General features: G+C 38.2%; 22 protein-coding genes and 2 tRNA genes. 11 read left to right on the forward strand and 13 right to left on the reverse strand.

The annotated features are described in order from the left end of the window. Positions 1–1,188 carry an MFS transporter gene (locus ACLCDV_RS25735; protein WP_411972560.1) on the forward strand — a complete coding sequence of 396 codons (1,188 nt, stop codon included), beginning with the start codon at positions 1–3 and terminating at the stop codon, positions 1,186–1,188. Positions 1,189–1,221: 33 nt separating this feature from the next. On the opposite strand, the gene ACLCDV_RS25740 is transcribed toward ACLCDV_RS25735, so the two are convergent. The 3 genes from ACLCDV_RS25740 to ACLCDV_RS25750 form a co-directional block, all read right to left on the reverse strand. Beyond that, positions 1,222–1,896, reverse strand: coding sequence for a phosphatase PAP2 family protein (locus ACLCDV_RS25740; protein WP_317669027.1), 675 nt, complete (start codon positions 1,894–1,896; stop codon positions 1,222–1,224). A 178-nt stretch (positions 1,897–2,074) separates the two neighbouring features. Further along, positions 2,075–2,146, reverse strand: a tRNA-Arg gene (locus ACLCDV_RS25745). A 234-nt stretch (positions 2,147–2,380) separates the two neighbouring features. Beyond that, a tRNA-Tyr gene (locus ACLCDV_RS25750) sits at positions 2,381–2,464 on the reverse strand. A 289-nt stretch (positions 2,465–2,753) separates the two neighbouring features. On the opposite strand from ACLCDV_RS25750, the gene ACLCDV_RS25755 reads away from it, so the two are divergent. The 6 genes from ACLCDV_RS25755 (at position 2,754) to ACLCDV_RS25780 (ending at position 9,141) form a co-directional block, all read left to right on the forward strand. Beyond that, a complete protein-coding gene (locus ACLCDV_RS25755; protein ID WP_317669026.1) occupies positions 2,754–3,386 on the forward strand; it encodes a peroxiredoxin in 633 nt (210 codons plus the stop codon). 84 nt (positions 3,387–3,470) lie between these two features. Then, on the forward strand, positions 3,471–3,785 hold the full coding sequence (locus ACLCDV_RS25760) for a thioredoxin family protein (RefSeq protein WP_046673204.1): 315 nt from the start codon (positions 3,471–3,473) through the stop codon (positions 3,783–3,785). Next, a complete protein-coding gene (locus ACLCDV_RS25765; protein ID WP_046673203.1) occupies positions 3,766–4,020 on the forward strand; it encodes a DUF6952 family protein in 255 nt (84 codons plus the stop codon). Before ACLCDV_RS25760 ends, ACLCDV_RS25765 begins: the two co-directional genes overlap by 20 nt. Positions 4,021–4,660: 640 nt before the next feature. Beyond that, complete coding sequence (locus ACLCDV_RS25770) at positions 4,661–7,114, forward strand: PIG-L family deacetylase (RefSeq protein ID WP_411972561.1); 2,454 nt, start codon at positions 4,661–4,663, stop codon at positions 7,112–7,114. A 7-nt stretch (positions 7,115–7,121) separates the two neighbouring features. Further along, positions 7,122–7,331, forward strand: a complete 210-nt coding sequence (locus ACLCDV_RS25775) for a hypothetical protein (protein ID WP_075990403.1) — start codon at positions 7,122–7,124, stop codon at positions 7,329–7,331. 94 nt (positions 7,332–7,425) lie between these two features. After that, a complete protein-coding gene (locus ACLCDV_RS25780; RefSeq protein ID WP_411972562.1) occupies positions 7,426–9,141 on the forward strand; it encodes a sodium:solute symporter in 1,716 nt (571 codons plus the stop codon). Positions 9,142–9,166: 25 nt separating this feature from the next. Here the strand turns inward: ACLCDV_RS25780 and ACLCDV_RS25785 are convergent, their stop codons facing one another. From ACLCDV_RS25785 to ACLCDV_RS25820, 8 genes are all read right to left on the reverse strand, one after another. After that, positions 9,167–10,021, reverse strand: coding sequence for an N-acetylmuramoyl-L-alanine amidase (locus ACLCDV_RS25785; RefSeq protein WP_232475646.1), 855 nt, complete (start codon positions 10,019–10,021; stop codon positions 9,167–9,169). Positions 10,022–10,032: 11 nt separating this feature from the next. Beyond that, entirely contained in the window at positions 10,033–11,094 is a 1,062-nt protein-coding gene (locus tag ACLCDV_RS25790; RefSeq protein ID WP_411972563.1) for a DUF3078 domain-containing protein, read from the reverse strand. 22 nt (positions 11,095–11,116) lie between these two features. Next, positions 11,117–11,869: a hypothetical protein gene (locus ACLCDV_RS25795; RefSeq protein WP_411972564.1), complete on the reverse strand. Its 753-nt coding sequence runs from the start codon at positions 11,867–11,869 to the stop codon at positions 11,117–11,119. Positions 11,870–11,939: 70 nt separating this feature from the next. Continuing rightward, the gene (locus ACLCDV_RS25800) at positions 11,940–12,773 is read right to left on the reverse strand and encodes a glucosaminidase domain-containing protein (RefSeq protein ID WP_112375153.1); all 834 of its coding nucleotides are present in this window, start codon (positions 12,771–12,773) and stop codon (positions 11,940–11,942) included. Positions 12,774–12,788: 15 nt separating this feature from the next. After that, positions 12,789–13,313: a glucosaminidase domain-containing protein gene (locus ACLCDV_RS25805; protein WP_411972565.1), complete on the reverse strand. Its 525-nt coding sequence runs from the start codon at positions 13,311–13,313 to the stop codon at positions 12,789–12,791. A gap of 22 nt (positions 13,314–13,335) precedes the next feature. After that, the gene (locus tag ACLCDV_RS25810; RefSeq protein ID WP_317669763.1) at positions 13,336–13,971 is read right to left on the reverse strand and encodes an O-methyltransferase; all 636 of its coding nucleotides are present in this window, start codon (positions 13,969–13,971) and stop codon (positions 13,336–13,338) included. A 242-nt stretch (positions 13,972–14,213) separates the two neighbouring features. Continuing rightward, a complete protein-coding gene (folE, locus tag ACLCDV_RS25815; protein ID WP_046673193.1) occupies positions 14,214–14,843 on the reverse strand; it encodes a GTP cyclohydrolase I FolE in 630 nt (209 codons plus the stop codon). 28 nt (positions 14,844–14,871) lie between these two features. Further along, positions 14,872–15,285 (reverse strand): 6-carboxytetrahydropterin synthase, encoded by a 414-nt coding sequence (locus tag ACLCDV_RS25820; protein WP_313264928.1) that lies wholly within the window; start codon positions 15,283–15,285, stop codon positions 14,872–14,874. Positions 15,286–15,876: 591 nt separating this feature from the next. Here ACLCDV_RS25820 and mqnB point away from each other — a divergent pair. The 3 genes from mqnB to ACLCDV_RS25835 all read left to right on the forward strand — a co-directional run bounded on the left by mqnB (position 15,877) and on the right by ACLCDV_RS25835 (position 18,494). Continuing rightward, a complete protein-coding gene (gene mqnB, locus ACLCDV_RS25825; RefSeq protein WP_411972566.1) occupies positions 15,877–16,518 on the forward strand; it encodes a futalosine hydrolase in 642 nt (213 codons plus the stop codon). Positions 16,519–16,641: 123 nt separating this feature from the next. Beyond that, the gene (locus ACLCDV_RS25830; protein WP_112375156.1) at positions 16,642–17,628 is read left to right on the forward strand and encodes a pyruvate dehydrogenase complex E1 component subunit beta; all 987 of its coding nucleotides are present in this window, start codon (positions 16,642–16,644) and stop codon (positions 17,626–17,628) included. A gap of 110 nt (positions 17,629–17,738) precedes the next feature. Then, positions 17,739–18,494 (forward strand): DUF6263 family protein, encoded by a 756-nt coding sequence (locus ACLCDV_RS25835; protein WP_411972567.1) that lies wholly within the window; start codon positions 17,739–17,741, stop codon positions 18,492–18,494. Positions 18,495–18,555: 61 nt separating this feature from the next. Here the strand turns inward: ACLCDV_RS25835 and gcvH are convergent, their stop codons facing one another. Beyond that, the gene (gene gcvH, locus ACLCDV_RS25840; RefSeq protein WP_317669018.1) at positions 18,556–18,936 is read right to left on the reverse strand and encodes a glycine cleavage system protein GcvH; all 381 of its coding nucleotides are present in this window, start codon (positions 18,934–18,936) and stop codon (positions 18,556–18,558) included. 100 nt (positions 18,937–19,036) lie between these two features. Between gcvH and ACLCDV_RS25845 the strand changes: the two genes are divergently transcribed. Further along, positions 19,037–20,233 carry an anhydro-N-acetylmuramic acid kinase gene (locus ACLCDV_RS25845; protein WP_411972568.1) on the forward strand — a complete coding sequence of 399 codons (1,197 nt, stop codon included), beginning with the start codon at positions 19,037–19,039 and terminating at the stop codon, positions 20,231–20,233. On the opposite strand, the gene ACLCDV_RS25850 is transcribed toward ACLCDV_RS25845, so the two are convergent. Then, positions 20,234–20,905 carry a DUF2461 domain-containing protein gene (locus tag ACLCDV_RS25850; protein ID WP_333576066.1) on the reverse strand — a complete coding sequence of 224 codons (672 nt, stop codon included), beginning with the start codon at positions 20,903–20,905 and terminating at the stop codon, positions 20,234–20,236. It abuts the gene before it with no gap.

Raw genomic sequence — 20,905 nt, forward strand, 5'->3', positions numbered from 1 at the left:
ATGGACGCAACGTTAACTCACTCAGAAGAAGATCTTTATAACAAACGAAATCGCATAAGAATCGCGGTATCACTTTTCTTTTTTTGCCAAGGGATCGCGTTTGCATCTTGGGCAAGTCGAATTCCCGTTATTAAAGCTCATCTCCATTTAAGTGAAGGGCAATTGGGTACAATTTTATTAATGCTTCCTGTTGGGCAGCTTGCAACAATGGCTCTTTCAGGAAAGCTGGTCACAAAATATGGCAGTGCAAGTGTCTTGCGTATTGTGCCCATCGCTTATACCTTGGTCCTGTGCTCCATCCCCTTTGCTCAGAATGCTTGGCAGTTGGGGGGCATATTATTTCTGTTTGGTGTCACTGGTAATATGTGTAATATTTCCGTTAACACGCAAGGCGTTGCAACTGAGCAGATTTTCAAAAAATCAATAATGACTTCTTTTCATGGAGCCTGGAGCATCGCTGGCTTCACAGGTGCACTAGTCGGCTTGTTGACGATGAATTTGGGTCTGAACACCTTTTATCATTTTTTAATCATATTAGTCATTGTCACAGCGAATACACTAATCAACCAAAAGTATTTGGTTCCAGGCAAATCTCCTCAAAAGGAAAAGCGTAGTTTTTTCTCTAAACCGGAAGGTGGCCTACTTCAACTCGGCATTATCGGCTTTTTCAGCATGGCAACAGAGGGGGCAATGTTTGACTGGAGTGGGGTCTATTTCAAGGAGATCGTTCAAGCTCCAGAAAAATTTGTTGTCGTTGGCTACGCTTCTTTTATGATTATGATGGCCACTGGACGCTTTTTTGGTGATGCTGTCATTCGCAAATTAGGGAGAAAAAGAACCCTGCAATACAGTGGCCTGTTGATGTTTGTCGGAATGATGACATCGGTTATTTTTCCTGAATTTATCATCTGCACCCTCGCTTTTATGTTAGTAGGTATAGGTGTGGCCTGCAACGTCCCTTCCATTTACAGCATTGCTGGGCAGAACAAAAATGTACCATCTGGAGTAGCCTTAGCCATGGTTTCAAGCATCAGTTACCTGGGTTTTTTAATGGGACCGCCTTTAATTGGATATATTGCTGAAGCTTTTAGCCTACGCTATTCCTACGGTGTTTTTGCCTGTTTCGGCCTATTGATGTTTGTGATGGTTGGGCGATTATCTTTATTTAAAGAAGTACGCGCAGCCTAATCTATCAAAGCACATTTTTACCGAATTTGCATTTTAGATTTTGACCTGAAGAAATCTCAGGCTAAATGACATACGTTTACTTCTTAAAACATAAGGCATTGCCAATAGATAAAAACAAGCTGTACCTGTCCCTAAGATGGAGCCAAACCATACATCTTCCACAAAATGTTGGCCCAAATACACCCGAGAGTAACCCGTTAATACAGCGAGAACAAATAAAATTATACCAAAAGCTCTATTTTTTGAGATAATGGCTAACGTAGCTGCCATTGCAAAGGCCGACGTTGTATGTCCAGAAGGAAAGGAGTTAAAGTGCGCTACACGCAACCAAGAAACAACATGGAATGTTGGGTCTCCATGAAATACCGTTGCCGGTCTATCGGCATCGAAGAGGTTTTTCAATACACAACAGATCAGCCCTGAAAAGATATATGTCCCGAGGATAGCTCGAGCAAAATTCCACTGCTGTGTACAGCAGTAAGCAATAAATACACCTATAACAAAAAGACCATCTCCAAAATAGGTCTGTATTGTAAAAAGAATATCGGCCCAAAATGCATGACGTGTATTCACAAAATGGAATGCATCTCCCTTCGGTATAAATACAACTATGGCTGTCATTAAGGCCATCCAAATGGCAAAGCAAACAAAAAAAGCAGGATTAGCTGCATATACCTTTCTAAATTGGTATAATAAAAATTTTCCCATTCAATCTATGTTACAGGATTACAGGCCAAAAATAAAATTGCTGTATGTGTAAATAATGATCCGAAAATAAAAATTATATTAAAAATTTACAATTCTATTACGTATTTATTTTGATAAGAAAAGAAAAACTACTAGGCGCTAAACAAAAAAAGCGATGGAAATCCATCGCTTTTCTCAGTAGCCCCGAGCAGAATCGAACTGCTATCAAATGTTTAGGAAACATCTATTCTATCCGTTGAACTACGGGGCCTTTTCAGAAGCCAAACTTAGGTTTATTTTATATATAAGTCAATAGCTAGTCTAAAATCCTGTTATATTTTTTTCAAAAAGAGAGGTAACCGCTGTATAGACTAGTTTTACTAAAGCCATTGACATCCACAATAGCAAAAAATCTATATTAAAGCCGTTTCATGTACGATGGAATAGTCCCGAACAAACGCAAATTTAGAACCTGAAAGATAAACTGGATTTAGAAAATGAAAAATGGTGGAGGGAGAAGGATTCGAACCTTCGAAGCCGAAGCAACGGATTTACAGTCCGTCCCATTTGACCGCTCTGGAACCCCTCCAGCATTGTGTTGTTCTAGAATTGAACGTCGCAAAAGTAGCTTTTGATATGCAAAACTGCAATTATTTCAGACCATAAATTTGTAACTACCGCAGTATGAATTCATTTATTTTCAAGAAATATTCAAATGGCCTGTTCTTCGCCAGATCAAGTTATCATTATTATAATAAAAACTTATTGTTATAATCTAGTCATAATAGATTTTGACGATAGTGTATTGGTAAAATCAATTCGCTTTTTGGATCGAGTTGCTGTATCTTTGTGTCAACAAAAAAAAAGAAAGATATATTATGAGTTTCACAGGTAAAAGTTTTCCAAGCATTACAGTAGATGCAATTGATTATTTAGGCGATAATTTACAAATCAACATTTTTGAAAAAGCAGTTAAAGAAGGTAAAAAAGTGCTTTTGTTTTGGTATCCAAAAGATTTCACTTTCGTATGTCCTACTGAATTACACGCTTTCCAAGAAGCAGCTGCTGAGTTTGAAAAACGCAATACAGTCTTGATCGGCGCTTCTTGCGATACAAATGAAGTACACTTTGCCTGGTTAAACACAGCAAAAGATAACGGTGGAATTGAAGGTGTTGAATATCCTATTTTGGCAGATACCAACCGCAACTTATCAAGTATATTGGGAATCTTAGATGTTCAAGAAGTTGAACACCCTGAATACGGAATATTAGCGCAAGGTTCTGCAGTTACTTATAGAGCAACTTACTTGATCGATGAAACTGGCCGTGTATTCCATGAATCAGTAAACGACATGCCTTTGGGCCGTAACGTTAAAGAATACTTACGTTTGATCGACGCTTACGCTCACGTACAGAAATTTGGCGAAGTGTGTCCTGCAAACTGGGAAGAAGGTAAAGATGCCATGAACGCAGATAGAAAAGGTGTAGCTGATTATTTAGCGAAACACTAACAATACAAGACCATAGTGTCTTATCAACAGGAGCTTTTCCCGGCTCCTGTTGATTTCTCCAACAATCACCTTAATAATAAAATCATGTTACAAGAATTAGAAAACGATAATTTACAAGAAATTGTAAACAATAACGATATTGTTATGGTTCAGTACTCTGCCACTTGGTGTGGTAACTGCAAAATCATGAAACCAAAATTCAAAAAACTGGCTGGCGAAAATGATAGCGTACCTTTTGTTATTGCTGATGCAGAAAAATTTCCTGAATCCCGCAAACTGGCAAATGTCAATAACCTACCCACTTTTGCCGCTTTTAAGAACGGTAAATTAGTCAATCAGGTACAAACCAATAAGTTAGACGCATTAGTAGAATTATTCAATGAAACTACCAGTAATTAAGCATTTGACAGAGTTCATCGAGCAGAATGATGTAGATTATGTCTTGGAAACAATCGAGACACTGGAAGCATTAACCGAAGCTCCTTTGAAAGATGAAGAACTTGACGTTCTTGGTGAATTGATTTCAAACCTATACGGAGCTGTAGAGGTTGATAAATTAATTAAAGAAGGTAACTCAAAAAAAGACGCGTTAAATATGTTTATGAAGCGTGTTTTAGGTGCTATTGATAAATAGTCTTTGCAAAAAAAGCATTCGTGTGAAACTTTCTTTAAAGGTTGTTCCTGTCGTTTTTGAGCATTTGATGCATAGAAACTAACATCAATTGAAATTTGTCAAACAACTAAGCAATTGGATTTAGATCAATCCAGATTTTTTCTGGAGGTAGGAGGGTATCTATCTTATCCTAAAGATCGTTGTATTGCAGCATCTTAAACGCATAACGCCTATATATTATATGTTCTCCAAAAGCTAAAATGTTGACAAAATTTAGCAATGTGGAAAACTAATTAAAGTAATCTGACAGAACTAAATATTTTCTGCATATATTTACTATGTTAAAGGTTGCCACTTGGAGCGAAGCGACAAAATAACTATTCTCTAAAAATTCGTTTCAGGAAAAAATATTTTAATTGTTAAACGGAAATTCCAACTTGATTGGGATTTCCGTTTTTTATTTATACCTATATTTTACCTTTAAATGATCGATCTCTTACTTCATAGCTAAATCCAGATTATTTTTATTTCCTAAGCTTAATCAGCACGATTTCCTTACGCCCAAGTAATAAACCAACGTCAAAAACGCACCACTTAAAGACTGTCAATAAAATTACAATCTCCAACAATCCGTTGTTCATCAAAATCTTTATCTTTAAACATGCGAAGACCTTTTCTCTCTGTTATTATTATTTTGGCTGGTATCTTGTCAACTTCAATCGTTAAAGCACAGAATCCACAGTGGAATGCTGCTGAAATTAAAGTTAATCTAGAAAAACTGAACGTGTTGGGCTCAGTCCTTTATTTTGCGGCACATCCGGATGATGAAAATACCCGGCTAATCGCTTGGCTAGCTCAGGAAAAAAAATATAAAACAGGTTATTTATCCCTAACTCGAGGTGACGGCGGACAAAACCTCATCGGAACAGAACAAGGTATTGAACTTGGATTGATTCGAACGCAGGAATTACTGGCTGCTCGAAAAATCGATAAGGGTGAGCAATTTTTTTCCTCGGCATATGATTTCGGATTCTCAAAGACCCCAGAAGAAACTTTCGAATTCTGGGATAAACAGCGTGTTCTTCGCGAAGCCGTATGGATTATCCGTAAATTTAGACCCGATGTCATCATCACACGTTTCCCTCCAGATCCAAGAGGCGGACATGGTCATCATCAAGCCTCTGCAATTTTAGCACATGAAGCCTTTAAAGCTGCTGCTGATCCGAATCAATTTCCAGAGCAACTTCAATTTGTACGCCCCTGGAAAGCTAAACGCTTGCTTTGGAATACAGCTAACTTCGGAGGTCAAAACAATACACGTGAAGATCAGTTAAAAATAGATATCGGGGATTACAATTCTCTTCTAGGAGCCTCTTATGGAGAAATTGCCGCACACAGCCGTTCATCACACAAAAGCCAAGGCTTTGGTTCGGCAAGCCAACGTGGCTCATCAATCGAATACTTTGAGTATGTAGACGGTGCACCTGCCAAAAATACACTCTTGGATGGTGTTGACACCTCATGGAAAAGAATTCAAAACGGCAGTAAAGTTGAATCCTTGATTGATCACATCAATCAAACATATCAAATTGATAAACCCGAATTGATCATTGCTGAATTGATCCAACTGTACAAAGCACTGGATCAAATTGATGATGAATACTGGAAAACTGAAAAGAAAAAAGAGGTTGAAAAGCTAATTCTTGCCTGTGGTGGAATTTGGTTCGAAAGTATCGCTAAAAATCCATCCTACGCCTTGGAAGATCAGATCAAAGTGGAACATTCCATTATTGTTCGGCGTCCAAATGTAACCGTTGAGCTGACCCAAATAAATGGAAATAGCATTCATGAAACACTAAAAATAAACAAGCTACAAAGAGACTCTGTTCTTATACATGCCGACAGGACGACACAACCATACTGGTTGATTGAACCACATGGAAAAGGCAAATTTAACGTCAGTGATTTTAACCTGACTGGCTATCCAGAAAACCCTTATGCTCCAGAGGTATCCTTCCAACTCCGGATCAATGGTGAAAATATCACACTCAGTCAGCCCATAAAATATAAATATACCGATCCTGTTCGTGGCGAAATCTACGAACCCATTGTGATCGTCCCACAGTTGACGGCAAAAAGTTCCAGCCCTTTGGCACTTACACAAAATGCCCACACTGTCAAAGTGAATCTGAGTTTTCAGAAAAACGGACAAGCAAACACAACCACGTTTAACGTCAGACCGCATGTACCTAAAGGCTGGGAAGTTTCACCGGCATCTTTTGAGCTATCTTTTGACAAAGGCGAACGTACAATTTCCAAAGAGATCAGCATAAAACCATCAGATGATTCTCAATCTTCCATTGATACCCTTGGGTTCCTCTTGGCAAACGAAGAACGTTTAAAAGAGATAGAATCCATCGATTACAATCATATCCCTAATATTGTTTATTTTCCAGATGTCGCTATAAAAATGAGCAATATCAACCTGATCAACGACGTAAAGAAAGTGGCATACATCCATGGGGCAGGGGATCTAATTCCGGAGTCGCTGGCAGCCATTGGTATTAAAGTCGATGTTTTAAGTAACGAACAGGCATTAAAAGCAGACCTTTCTAGCTACGATGCTGTAATCTTGGGTGTACGAATTTTCAACGTTAACAAGCAAATTGCGCAGCTCCAAAACAGACTACTTGCGTATGTGAACATGGGAGGAACGGTCCTGGAACAGTACAATGTAAACAATGGACTGTTCTCAAAAAACTTTGGTCCTTTTCCTTTTAGCATCGGAAGAAGCCGTGTAACAGACGAACTTGCAACGGTACATTTCGATAAAAATGACCCGATTTTTAATTATCCGAACAAAATCAGCGACGCCGACTTCGAACACTGGGTGCAGGAGCGGGGACTCTACTTTGCGGATGATATTGATAAAAAATATCGCACCCCGATCACCATGCAAGATCCCGGCGAACCGTTACATAATGGCTCATTACTCATTGCTCAATATGGAAAAGGTAAATTTGTTTATACATCTTTGTCTTTTTTCAGACAATTGCCTGCCGGCATTCCCGGAGCTTACAGATTATTCGTAAATTTGCTATCAAAATCAAAATAATATAATAATGGAAAATCAGATTGACAACAGCTGCACGACAATTGATGCTGGCAAAGCAAAAGGAATCATTCTTTTAGTTGCTGTAGTATTTGGTGCATTAATTGGATTCACTGCAAACGAGACATTTTTAAGCATCTTTGGAGGTGCCGCTGTCGGATTGATTATCGCTGCTATTTTTAATAGCGTTATCTATCCTCAAAAGCCTTCAGATAGATAAGAAAGATGAATAGCTGGAAGCGTTTCTACTGGTTGGTCGTTATCTGGCTATTCGTATTCATCCTTTTTCTGTACATTTTCACGAACCACTATTCATGAGTACAGCAGATTGGATCGTGTTATTTCTGACACTCTTAGTTATTGTCATTTATGGCGTTTATAAGAGTAGAGGTATAAAAAATATTGACGGATATCTTCTAGGTAATCGTTCTTTACCTTGGTATCACGTCGGATTATCGGTAATGGCGACGCAAGCGAGCGCCATTACTTTCTTATCTGCCCCCGGCTTAGCTTATTCCTCAGGAATGAGTTTTGTCCAATTCTACTTTGGTCTTCCTTTGGCCATGATTGTGCTCTGCATTACATTTGTTCCTATTTTTCATAAGCTAAAAGTATTTACAGCCTACGAATTTCTAGAAAAGCGGTTTGATGTCAAAACCAGAGGGCTCACTGCCATTCTTTTTTTGATACAGCGGGGGATATCAACGGGTATTACCATCTTTGCACCGGCTTTAATTATATCGACCATCCTTCATATCGATCTAACATGGACCACATTGGCCATAGGAAGTTTTGTTGTTATCTATACGACCTATGGAGGAACCAAAGCCGTGTCTCATACACAGTTGCTTCAAATGAGCATTATCTTTGGATCATTACTCGTAGCAGGTATATTAGTTATCCATCTGCTACCAGAGTCTATTGGATTATCAAAAGCACTTCATATTGCAGGAAAATCAGGAAAAACCAATGCATTGGATTTTACTTTTGACCTCAATAATAACTATACACTTTGGACAGGACTAATCGGTGGTTTTTTCCTACAGCTTTCCTACTTCGGGACCGACCAAAGTCAAGTAGGTCGTTATTTGACGGGGGCTTCGATCAAAGAAAGTCGCATGGGATTAATTATGAATGGTCTATTGAAAATCCCTATGCAATTTGCTATCCTGTTGATTGGAGTTCTTGTATTTGCCTATTATCAATTCCATCAACCGCCTATTTTTTTCAACCAAGTCGAGATCAAGAAGCTCAAAGAAAGCAAATATGCTCCTGACTACCAGCTTCTCGAACAAAAGCATAGTGAGCTATTTAAAACACGTGAATCCGTTGTTCAGCAGCTTAATACAGCATTGGATCACGGCGATGAAAAAAGAATTGCTGATTATCGATCCTCACTCGGTCAACTTAATGCAAAAATGCAAGTCGTAAAAGAAGGGACTGTGGACTTAATCAAAAAAAACAACCCAACAGCGGAAACGAATGACAATAATTATGTCTTTCTTTCTTTTGTGACAAGCGTCTTTCCAAAGGGCCTAATTGGACTACTCATAGCGGTCATTTTTCTCGCATCCATGGGGTCTACAGCAAGTGCTATTAACTCATTGGCCTCAACAACGACCATTGATATCTACAAAAGATTTATTAATCCTAACTCATCTGAAAAACAAGACCTTTTGTGGTCGCGTTTATTTACGTTGATCTGGGGTACATTTACTGTTATTGTAGCTTTGTATGCGAATAGATTGGGTAATCTCCTCGAAGCGGTCAATATCTTGGGCTCACTATTCTATGGTACTATCCTAGGGATTTTTATCGTTGCCTTCTACATGAAGAAAATCCAAGGCAAAGCTGTTTTTCTTGCAGCCATTCTTTCCGAAATTATCGTGATAGCAGTATGGACGATGAATAAGATTCCTTTTCTCTGGCTAAATCTTATTGGCTGCCTAGCTGTCATGTTAATCGCCTATATCGTGCAACTGGGGACGAAAACACCTCGCCCTATAGAGGTCAAAAAGGATCTTGAATAAAATAAAAAAGCCTGATTGCTCAGGCTCAGTATTTTTTATAGATATTGTACAATACACTCTTATCGTATATGGTCAATTCGGGGGTTGTATCCCGAACGACAAATTTTCGTTTAAAGGCAACGATAGCGGCTTTTAGATTGGACGTATCATAACCAATAATTTTAAGCGCGTCTATCGCATTAAAGCTATCAGGAGGGGCTACAAGCTGTCCTTCATCATACCATATTCCAAAACCCCGTTCTGCAAGCTTTTTCCATGGGAAAAAAACGCTTGGATCATTCTTGCGTGATGGAGCTATATCGGCATGGCCAATAAAATTATTTGCTGGAATTAAATAACGCGATTTCAAGGTATCAAGCACAGTCATCAATGAATTAATTTGTGCCTCAGGAAAAGGCTCCCTACCATTATTATCCAATTCTATACCTATAGAACAGGAGTTCATGTCGACAATAGAACCCCATTTTGCCACCCCTGCATGCCAAGACCGAACATAATCGTTCAACATTTGTATAATTTCCCCATTCCGGCCAATAACATAATGTGAACTCACTTTAGTTCTTGGAATCTGAAAGGTTTTGATCGTCTGCCCAATACTATCTTGTGCTGTATGATGAATAATGACATAGTTAGGTTTACGAACATCATAATGTATGGCTTCCTCCTGGCGCCAATAAGGATGGTTTCCAGACTTCTGTAAAAAAACAACCTTTCTTTCCTCCGGTGTCAATAAATTGGTATCTGGCTTAGCTTCGACCTTTTCTTCCACAACCAATGCAGAAGCAAATGACGCAACTAGCGGTTTTGCAACCACCGGCTGTATCTTCGACTTGCAGCTTGCCAAAGACAGCAATGAACAAAGCAATATCCCTATTGACACAGGCCTAAACATTATTTTGGTAAACTATAGACTATACCCATCGCCAATGACTGGCTCAACTGCACTCTTGAAATGACATCTGGATCATAGATCATGATACCATTTAAGTTCACATTGATGACTCTCGTGACTTTTGCCGTTACAGTTACATCCAAACGGTGTGTAGGGTTGGAAAGTTTCTCGTAGTCAGCAAAAAGGTTATAACGAGCTTTTACATTCAGTTTATCTGTGAAGTTTTTGTCCAGGTTACCCGTTAGCTGAAATGCCAGTGCATTGGCAAAAGAACGGTCTTCCTTTACACCAAATCGTTCACCAGTACCTTTTCGCTTATTGCTTTCAGATTCTGGCTTACTCATATCAGGCAAAAGATAATAGCCATATTTCTGATAGAAACTTTCTGCCGAACGAGGCTTAACTCGCTCATCCAAGATAAAAGTCTGGCGTGCAGTACCCGTACCGAAACGTAGGGAAAACTCATTACTCGGCTTATATTCAAGACCGAAAGATTCTGTCAGATAAGCTGGTGCCATAAAAGCATTTTCAATATAATCAATCGTATCTCGACCATTTGCCGTTTTATACCTATAACCGGCATCAAATTGTGACTCAAATGTCACCGACGTAAACAATGCCCAATTGGCAGACAATTTATAAGAAAGCTTATTATCCCAAAATATACGGTCATTATTCTTCTTCGCAATATTATTGGTATTCTTTATCTTTCCATAACGTAAATCAACTTCGGTCACAAAATTGAAATTGTCCTTCGTATAATCCGATTTATGATTCGCATTCAATCCTACAGCAATAGAACCAACACCACCACCTTTCCAATTATCATTAAATGACGCCTGGTTTAAATTGATCCCGAATTTTGTCCAATGTTTCCAATAGTCTACCTCTAAGTTTAGTTTTGGAACTATAGGACGAATCGTTTTAATATTTAATGGTTGCTCTTTCTGTACAGAAATTACGGTATCTGGTTTTGCTCGAAGATCTTTCAGATCCTGTGCTTTTAAGCTGGTAATAGAAAGGCAAAGCAGAGCCATGCCGACAAAATTGAATAACTTCATTCTGAAAACGTCTATTTTTTGTTTACGGTACTAATTTATAATTAATTGTTGGAAAAGGCTCAATAAAATATTGCGAAGGGTTCAATTGATACCGTGAATAACAATCTTTGATATAATTCACCAATTCATAATCACTCGCTGAGAGAACAAAGAAATAGGAGGGTCTAAATATCCTTCTAAATCGTTCAGCCTCTTCGCTATTTAATCCTGTAATCTTACTGATAAGCTCTTTTGTAAATTTGTAATCGATCACATTTTCCTTATAATCGTTTTCAATGGTTTTAGTTAGTCGACGTGCTCTTTTAGCCTCCTTGCTAAATAAACTATAAATTGAATTGATGCTTAATCCAGCACCGTTGGGGCCGACAGAAAATACGTCTCCATAACCCGCAAGACGATACGCTTTCTCATAATCCTCTTTTGCTTTTTTCAGAATTTCTTCTGGCGTCTTGCGTGCAAAAACCTGAACTTCATCAATATAAAACGATTCACGTACCAAATGAAACAGCAACAATCCACGGTTATCCACCTGAAGAGTATCTGGAAAATAGCCTTTACATATCGCAACAATAGGATCTCCTAGTTGTGCATTAAAGACAAACTCGCCTTTAATAGTATTATAATTGACCTCCCCGGTACGTAAGTTGGCCAGCTTTACATTTCCAATACGTTGTTTGGTATTTTTATCAAAAACGATACCCTCGACTTTTTTATCTTGGCAAAAAAGTGGAGAAGTAAAGCCCGTAAGGGCAATAAGTAGAAAAATATATCGCAATAGTATCACTTTCGTAAAACTACTATATCGCTGTACAAAAGCGAAATATTTAACATCTTTTAAAGCGTAACTATTTAGATATAACCAATAGCTGACCTAAAGATAAGGCATCATCGGTAAGACCGTTTAGGGATTTGATCTGATCAACGGATACATTGTACAGCTTACTGAGCGAATATAACGTATCCTGAGCTTTAACCTCATGAATACGCATAGCTACCGGGCTCTTGATTTCTTCTGTCTTTACGACGGTAGGAGGGGTTTCTTGTACATTCTGTACGATCTCGACCTGAACAGTCTCTTCACGTACAACCTTTTCACGTGGCGATTCACCGCGATCGTATTGATCAAGATGATATCTTTCGATCATTTCGATCAGCAATTCAGGATAACGCGGATTGGTGGCGTATCCAGCCGCTTTCAAGCCTTTGGCCCAGCCTTTATAGTCGTTCTTATCCAACTTAAAGAGTGCCGCATATCGCGGTCGTAACAGAAACTCTGAGTGATCCCGAAAAGATTGTTCGGGATTTTCATAAACCCGAAAGCAGTCATTGATATTATCATCGGGACGAGTCACGGATTTTCCTTTCCAAACTCCGCCACATTTAATACCGAAATGATTATTAGCCTCACGCGCAAGATAACTGTTACCATTACCGGATTCCAGTAAAGCCTGAGCAAGTTTAATGCTCGCAGGAATACCATATTTATTCATTTCTGCAACGGCCACATCTTTGTAATGAGCAATATAGTCGTTGCCAGCCATGGTCGGTCGTCCCACAGAAGAGGATGAAGAAGTTTTTGAATTGGAGCCAGATTTAGAGGAGGATATTGTGCCTCTCCGGCTTGAACATGATGTAATCAACATCATGAATACAAACATGCCATAAAAAAACTTCTTCATGCAATAATGTCGCGCTTATTTTTTTGTTGACGAGAATCTATTTTGCTTAGCATCATTATCAAACATATCCAAATGATATTGTCTAATAGTAGCGAGTACTTTTGCTGTCCAACCTTTACTCGTAGAGTAACCCGAACGAGCAATCGCTTTTACCCAAGCTTCGTATTTTTCACCAGGATGTTTTTCAAAAAGACTCTGAGTAGTCTTTTTTCTTTTTACTATTCCTACAAAATCATCATACGAGTCCATTACAGACCGATAACCTTTGTAAGCTGACCGAATAACGGTACTGTTGTTTTTTCCTTTGACACCAAAATGGTTATTCAAATTTTTTGCTACCCTGCTACCACCATTTCCGCTTTCATGCATAGCGATGGCTAAGATAACCGATGCTGGAACACCGTGTTCCTCCATCATTTCTTTTGCTATTGGACTGTACTTATCGACATATGCCGCATTACTTTGAGCTGAAACTTTTGTTAATCCAAAAGTTCCCAAAGCTAGTAACAGTACAAAGCTTTTAAATTGTTTTAAATTCATGAAGAATGTTTTAGTTCACAAATTACTTCTTGCGTAAGGCAAAAAGTCCGTCTCGAATCGGTAATATTACCTTTTCTACGCGCTTGTCCTGAGCTAAACGTGCATTCAAATCAATGATCTGCTTTGTTTGGTTGTCTGGTTTTGAATCTAACACCTTACCTTTCCATAAGACATTGTCAATCAAAATTAGTCCCCCAGACGGAACTTGATTTATTATCGTTTCGAAATAATATAAATTTCTCTTTTTGTCCGCGTCGATAAATACCAGATCAAATGTTTCATCTAATGTAGGTAGTATTATCGCTGCATCTCCAATATGATATCTGATTTTATCAGCAAATGCCGATTCATCAAAATAACCTTGGACGCGTTCCTGTTGCTCTGCATTGATATCGATAGTATGTAATATCCCATCTTCCTGCAGCCCTTCTGCGAGACACAACGTTGCGTATCCCGTAAACGTTCCTATCTCCAAGATACGTTTCGGAGCAACCAATTTACTCAATAAAGAAAGAACTCTTCCCTGGTAGTGTCCAGATAACATATGGGGCATTGTTTCCTTCAAATATGTCTCCCGATTTACCCTTTTCAGTAACGAATTTTCCTCGTCTGTAGTATGTTCCAAATAGGACTCTAAATCGTCGGCAACAATTTCCATAACCACAAAGGTACCAAAAAACATTTTTATGATAAAAACTTTTTTTTACAAAAAGCTGAATACCAGTAAAATACAATTATCCCTTTGTAAAGAGCATTTTTCGGAAATCGCGTCAGATGCATAAAAAAGCCATATTGCCATTTTTTGATTTTCTATTTTGTTTCCAAATTTCATCAAAAAAAAGCCCCCCTAAGAGATGATCTTTTAGGGGGGGCTTTTTTTATTATTAAACAACAAATATACTAAGCAAGATCAGCAGTGATCAAGCGTAAAAATTCGGATCTTGTCACATCATTTTGGAATGCTCCAGTAAATGCAGAGGTAGTCGTTACGGAATTCTGTTTCTGAACTCCGCGCATCGCCATACACATGTGCTTGCATTCCATAACCACAGCTACTCCACGAGCGCCTAAAGTTTCTTGAATACAATCTCTGATCTCATTGGTGAGACGTTCCTGAACCTGCAGACGACGCGCAAAAATATCAACGACACGTGGTATCTTGCTTAAACCTACAATATGGCCATTTGGAATATATGCAATATGGGCTTTACCAAAGAAAGGTAACATATGGTGCTCACAAAGAGAATATACTTCAATATCCTTAACGACGACCATTTGACTATAGTCTTCCTCAAACATAGCACCACGTAATACCTCCGCAGCATCGATATCATAGCCATGTGTCAGAAATTGCAGTGCCTTTGCAACACGTTCTGGTGTTTTCACTAAACCTTCGCGTTTTGGATCTTCCCCCAGACATTCCAATATATCTGTATAATGAGCAGCGATGCGATCTACCTTTTCAGTATTGTATTTGTCGATCTTAATATATCCATCCAACTCTTCGTTGTCAAATGAGTGTTGACTCATAGTTTCTACTATTTAAATGTATTAAAGATTAATCGCCAAAATATTCGACGTAATTATTTTCTGTTTCATGCAAACGGACACTATGCAAGACCACACCCTGTTCATCAAATAACGGTTTTAAGATCTTAAATATTTCGATTGCGATATTCTCCGTAGAAGCCATGACTCCTTTCATAAAATCAACATCTAAATTGAAATTACGGTGATCGACTTTGTCAATGATACTACGATTGATTATTTCTTTCATGATCTTTAAATCGATCAAAAAACCAGTCTCCGGGTTTACTTTTCCTTTAACTGTTACATAAAGATCATAATTATGTCCATGCCAATTTGGATTGGAGCAAAGACCAAATACCTGTTCATTCTGCTCCTTACTCCAGTCTTCACGATAGAGCTTGTGCGCAGCACAGAAACGTTCACGACGAGTTATAAATACCATAATGATACAAAGATAAGGCTTTAAGTGCAATTAAAACATCTCAATTTAAGGAATGCCGTCAGAATATAGTAATATAATGAAGTGCTTTTTCTCTTATTGAACAAACAGGCAAAAATCTAAGCACTTTATCCTTACTCATAACTCGCTTTCAAGAATGATTTGATATAAAATTTTGTAGCGGAGTGTAAACACTCTTTGTTTAAAAAGAACGACAACGATGGCTGATTTTTAAGGCAAATTTCTTTTACCTTTAGTTAGGGTTTACTTAGGGTTTAGTTAGGGTTAGTTTAGGTTTTACATAGATTTTACCTATAGTATCCCTAACTAAACCCTAAACTAAGAGTATATAAAATCTAAACTAATTCAAGCGATTATATCGACAGATTAGTACTGTTTCCAATAGCATCAGGACAAAAACTATACAGTTCGTACAGCATTATAAAAGAGGAGATCGTAGCAAAAAAACTGTTAGCCCTATTAACATCAAGCTCGGGTTTCTATGCAGGACGCATTGCAAGCATGTTATTTTTATGCTAAAAAGAGGTGCGCTTGCAAGATAATTTGTAATTTTCAATCCAAAACGAGCTCGTCATGCAAATATTAATTATTGCGGCTACTTCATTTGAATTGCAGCCTTTTCTGGAAGTGGTATCAAATTACGATCAATGCGATACCCTAGTAACTGGTGTAGGCATGGTCGCCACAGCCTTTGAGCTGGGAAGAATGCTACACGAAAAAAAATATGATCTCCTTATTAATGTCGGGATAGGAGGATGTTTGGATCGTACGATTGAAATAGGCTCGGTTATTCAAGTTGTTTCGGAATCATTTGTTGAACTAGGCGCGGAAGACGGTCATAATTTTATTCCAATAGACCAATTGGGCTATGGAAGGTCTACATTTAACTCGTGCTTACTGAATGACAAAGAGCTTAGGCTTCCTTTTCTAAAACAGGGGGAAGGAATTACCGTAAACAAAGTCCATGGTAGCACAGAAAGTATCGAAAAAATTAAAAAACTGCATCCTAATAGCCTTGTTGAAAGTATGGAAGGGGCTGCGGTTTTCTATGCCGCCGATAAAATGACAATTCCCGTGATTGAGATTCGCGGTATTTCAAATTACGTGGAAAGAAGGAACCGTGCCACGTGGAACATTCCGTTAGCGATAATGAATAGTAATAAGGCACTTATAAAAACAATGGAATATCTGAACAGCTTATATTCAAAAATTTAATACGAAAGTCATATACTTATTAAAAAATGACATAAAACTATAGAATTAGCGGGTTCAAATCTTCAAAATATCAATTTTAAATAGTAGATTTGTGATCTAAAAATTGACACTATTTTACAACTGATGAGAGAAATACAATTCAGAGAAGCACTTCGTGAAGCAATGAACGAAGAAATGCGTAAAGACGACAAAATATTTTTATTAGGAGAAGAAGTTGCTGAGTATAACGGAGCTTACAAAGTAAGTCAGGGTATGCTTGATGAATTCGGCGCAAAACGTATCATTGATACACCTATTGCGGAACTTGGTTTTGCTGGTATTGCTGTTGGTGCTGCAATGAATGGTTTGAAGCCAATTGTTGAATTCATGACATTCAACTTCTCACTTGTTGCAATTGACCAAGTAATCAATGCAGCAGCTAAAATCCACTCGATGAGTGGTGGACAGTTCTCTATTCCGATGGTCTTCCGTGGTCCTACAGGAAATGCTGGTCAGCTTGCAGCACAACACTCTCAAAACTTTGAGAACTGGTTTGCAAATACACCAGGTTTAAAAGTTGTGGTTCCTTCGAACCCATATGAAGCTAAAGGTTTATTGAAATCAGCTATTATCGATCCAGATCCTGTTATCTTCATGGAATCTGAGGTCATGTATGGTGATAAAGGACAAGTTCCTGAAGAAGAATATTACTTAGAAATCGGAAAAGCTAATATTATCCAAGAAGGTACAGATGTAACTATTGTATCTTTTGGTAAAATGCTTCCTCGCGTTGTCATTCCTGCAGTTGAAGAATTGAAAAAAGAAGGTATCAGCGTTGAATTAATTGACTTGCGTTCGGTACGTCCTATCGATTACCCTACAATCATCGCGTCTGTTAAGAAAACAAACCGTTTGGTAATCGTGGAAGAAGCATGGCCATTGGCGTCTATTTCTACGGATTTAGCATTCAATGTACAACGTAACGCATTTGATTATTTAGATGCCCCTGTTATCCGCGTAAATTGTGCAGATGTACCTCTTCCTTATGCTCCAACATTGATCGAAGCTGCTTTACCTAGCGTTGAGAAAGTTGTTAAAGCTGTGAAAGAAGTATCTTATATCAAGAAGTAATACGAATTACATTCTTAAAAAATTAAAATCCCTTTTACCCTGTAAAAGGGATTTTTTTTTATATTTAAGCTGGCCGATTGTTGCTTATTAAAAAAATTAAAATTCCATATATGAAAAAATTAAGAATTGCCTCTTTGATGGCCGTATTTGTATTTCTAGTGATATCTGCTTCCGCACAAAAGAAATACACACTACGTGTAAATCCCGATTCAGGGAAAAAAATATCGCAAAACCTTGTGATGACAATGGATATTGACGCTGCTGGCCAAAAAATGGTTACAGACCTTAATATGGGCTTTGATATCACCAATACAACGAAAAAAGACAATACCTTCGCCTTTGATCTTAAATATACCGGAATAAACATGAAAATGAATATGGCGGGAATGGACATGTCCTACGACTCGAAAAACCCCGAAGCCAATGAGTTTTCCAAACAGATGCATGCTACCTTAGGCAAATTACTAGAAAATAGCATTAGCTTTAATGTTGATCAACTTGGCAAATCTTCTGATATCAAGTTACCTGAGGGTATTAATATGCCATTTGATAAAAGTATGTTCGAAAATATAAGTACCGTATTACCTGAACAGCCTGTTAAAATCGGTGACTCGTGGACTTCCAAAACGGAATCTGATGATTCAGGCATTTCGGTGGAGAGCACAATGACTTTAATAGAAGCAAATGAACTAGGCTACAAAGTAAATGTTGAAGGAAAAATGTTCGGACCGGATGCAAATCAGGTAGGCAACGTACAGGGTTTCTATGTCTTGGATAAAAAAACCTGCCTTACCAAGATAACAGAAATGACAAGTGCCGTGGATATGCCTGAAGCAAAAATAAAGACCACATTAAAAAGTCAATAAACGACGATAACAAAAAAAATAGGGGCCAATAGGCCCCTATTTTTTTTGTTATATATCAAATTTATGCGTTGATCTCTTCTTTGTATTGATCAGCAGATAACAAAGCATCTACATCAGCAACATTGTTCAATTTAACACGAACAATCCAACCTTCACCATAAGGATCAGAATTGACCAATTCAGGAGATGCATCAATAGCTTCATTAACCGATAAAATCGTAGCTGATACAGGTAAAAATAGATCAGAAACTGTTTTTACAGCTTCAATTGTACCGAAAACTTCATTAGCGGCAACTTCCTCACCTACAGTGTTTATGTCAACAAAAACGATGTCACCCAATTCACGTTGAGCGAAATCGGTAATCCCTACAACTGCTTCATCACCTTCAACACGAATCCATTCGTGATCTTTGGTGTATTTCAATTCTGCTGGAAAATTCATTGTATTTAATTTTTTGATTTTTAATGCCGTGAAGTTACAAAATATCTTTAATTGTCAAAAATGATATTCATCATAACATTTTTGTGTTTATTTTTAAGCTATGAATCCTCAAATCGAAAGACTTTATCAAATTTCACAAAAGAAAGATCGTCGTATTATTGGCCTGATGTCCGGAACGTCCCTGGATGGACTTGATATCGCAGTATGCCGCATAGAAAATGCAGGTAAAACAACAAAAATACAGCTAGAGCATTTTACTACAATGGATTATGAGGATGATTTTAGAGCACGAGTCCGTGAAGTCTTTGCAAAACGAAATATCGACCAACAATTATTTTCGGGGCTTAATGCTTATATTGGTATCACGCATGCCAAATTAATCAATACAGCATTACAACAATGGAATATACCAAGCAGCGAGATTGATTGTATAGCCAGCCATGGGCAAACCGTATACCATGCTCCCCAATCATTGACCAGAGACCACAACTGGCCCAATAGTACCTTACAGATCGGCGATGGAGATCATATTGCCGTAAATACCGGCATCATAACCCTGTCTGACTTTAGACAGAAACATGTTGCTGGGGGCGGAGAAGGGGCACCTTTAGCGGCGTATGGCGACTATCTACTTTTCTCGCATGCAACAGAGAATCGATTCTTACTGAATATTGGCGGTATTTCTAATTTCACATTTATCCCAAGCCATCAAACAAAATTGAAAGCCTATGCAACAGATCTCGGTCCAGGCAATACGATGATGAACCAATACATGAAGGCCAATTTTAATCAGGAGATGGATAGAGATGCCTATATGGCCAAAAAGGGACAAGTAAATGATGCGCTATTAAATCAATTATTAACAGAAGAATTTCTAACACTGCCCTTTCCAAAAACCACCGGGCCCGAACTATTTAATCTCGCTTATCTCGAAAAGGCGCAAGAGCGTTCGAAAACAACTCATATTCTACATGAAAACGTCATGGCGACCCTCAATCGCTTTGCGGCCCTTGCGATGGTCAATGGCATCCGAAAGCAGTCAGAAGGACTATCTGATGTAGCTGTATATATAAGTGGTGGTGGACTGCACAATCCTTTGCTATTTGATTACATCAAAAGGAGCTTACCTACCTGTAAAGTTGAAAGCTTTGCAACATTAGGTATCAATCCAGATGCAAAAGAGGCCGTCCTCTTTGCTTTGTTAGCAAATGAAACGTTGGTAGGCAACAAATCCAATGTAGCACAAATTAAAGATTCGCCCGCAGTCTGCATGGGCAAAATCAGCTTACCGGAATAATTAGTCCGTATCGATGGCTTCTTGTAAGAACTCTTTAAAAGGAAGCATGCTTTTATAGGAAGCCACGATATTATCTAACGCATTTTTTGCAGATAAATCCTTAATAGTTAAAGATCTATCCAACACAAAACTTTTCAATTTGATAAAGTCAATAAAAGGATTATCCTCACTATAGCCCGCAGGGGCACGCTTCAGTAAATCTTCTTTGAAAAGTGCAATATTACCGCCTGTCAATACTGTTTTTAAAATTTCATCCAATTTATTACCACTGTAATCAATTTCTTGTCTTATTGCCTCCAAATGTTGCTTTTCTGGACGCCAATATCCACAGGCAATAAATGAATTTTCTGCTCCAATATGAATATAGTACTCTGGTCCCTGCAACTTTCTTCCATCAACTGAAATTCCTGCCCCAAACCAACTTTTATAAGGTGTTTTATCATTTGAAAAGCGGGTATCACGGTAAATACGAAACAAACATTTACTTGCCTGTATGGAAGTATTGATTTTAGGGTCAAACTCGCTCAAAGCGGCAATTAAGTCTGTCAAAAAATTTCTCACATCGACCAATGCAGCTTCATATTTAGCTCTGTTATCGGCAAACCATTCCCGAGAATTATTGGCTTTCAATTCCGTTAAAAAATCAAATGTAGATTTTTGAATGTGACTCAT

The organism is Sphingobacterium sp. Lzh-3 (genome assembly GCF_046764375.1).
In the GTDB taxonomy this organism is placed as follows: domain Bacteria; phylum Bacteroidota; class Bacteroidia; order Sphingobacteriales; family Sphingobacteriaceae; genus Sphingobacterium.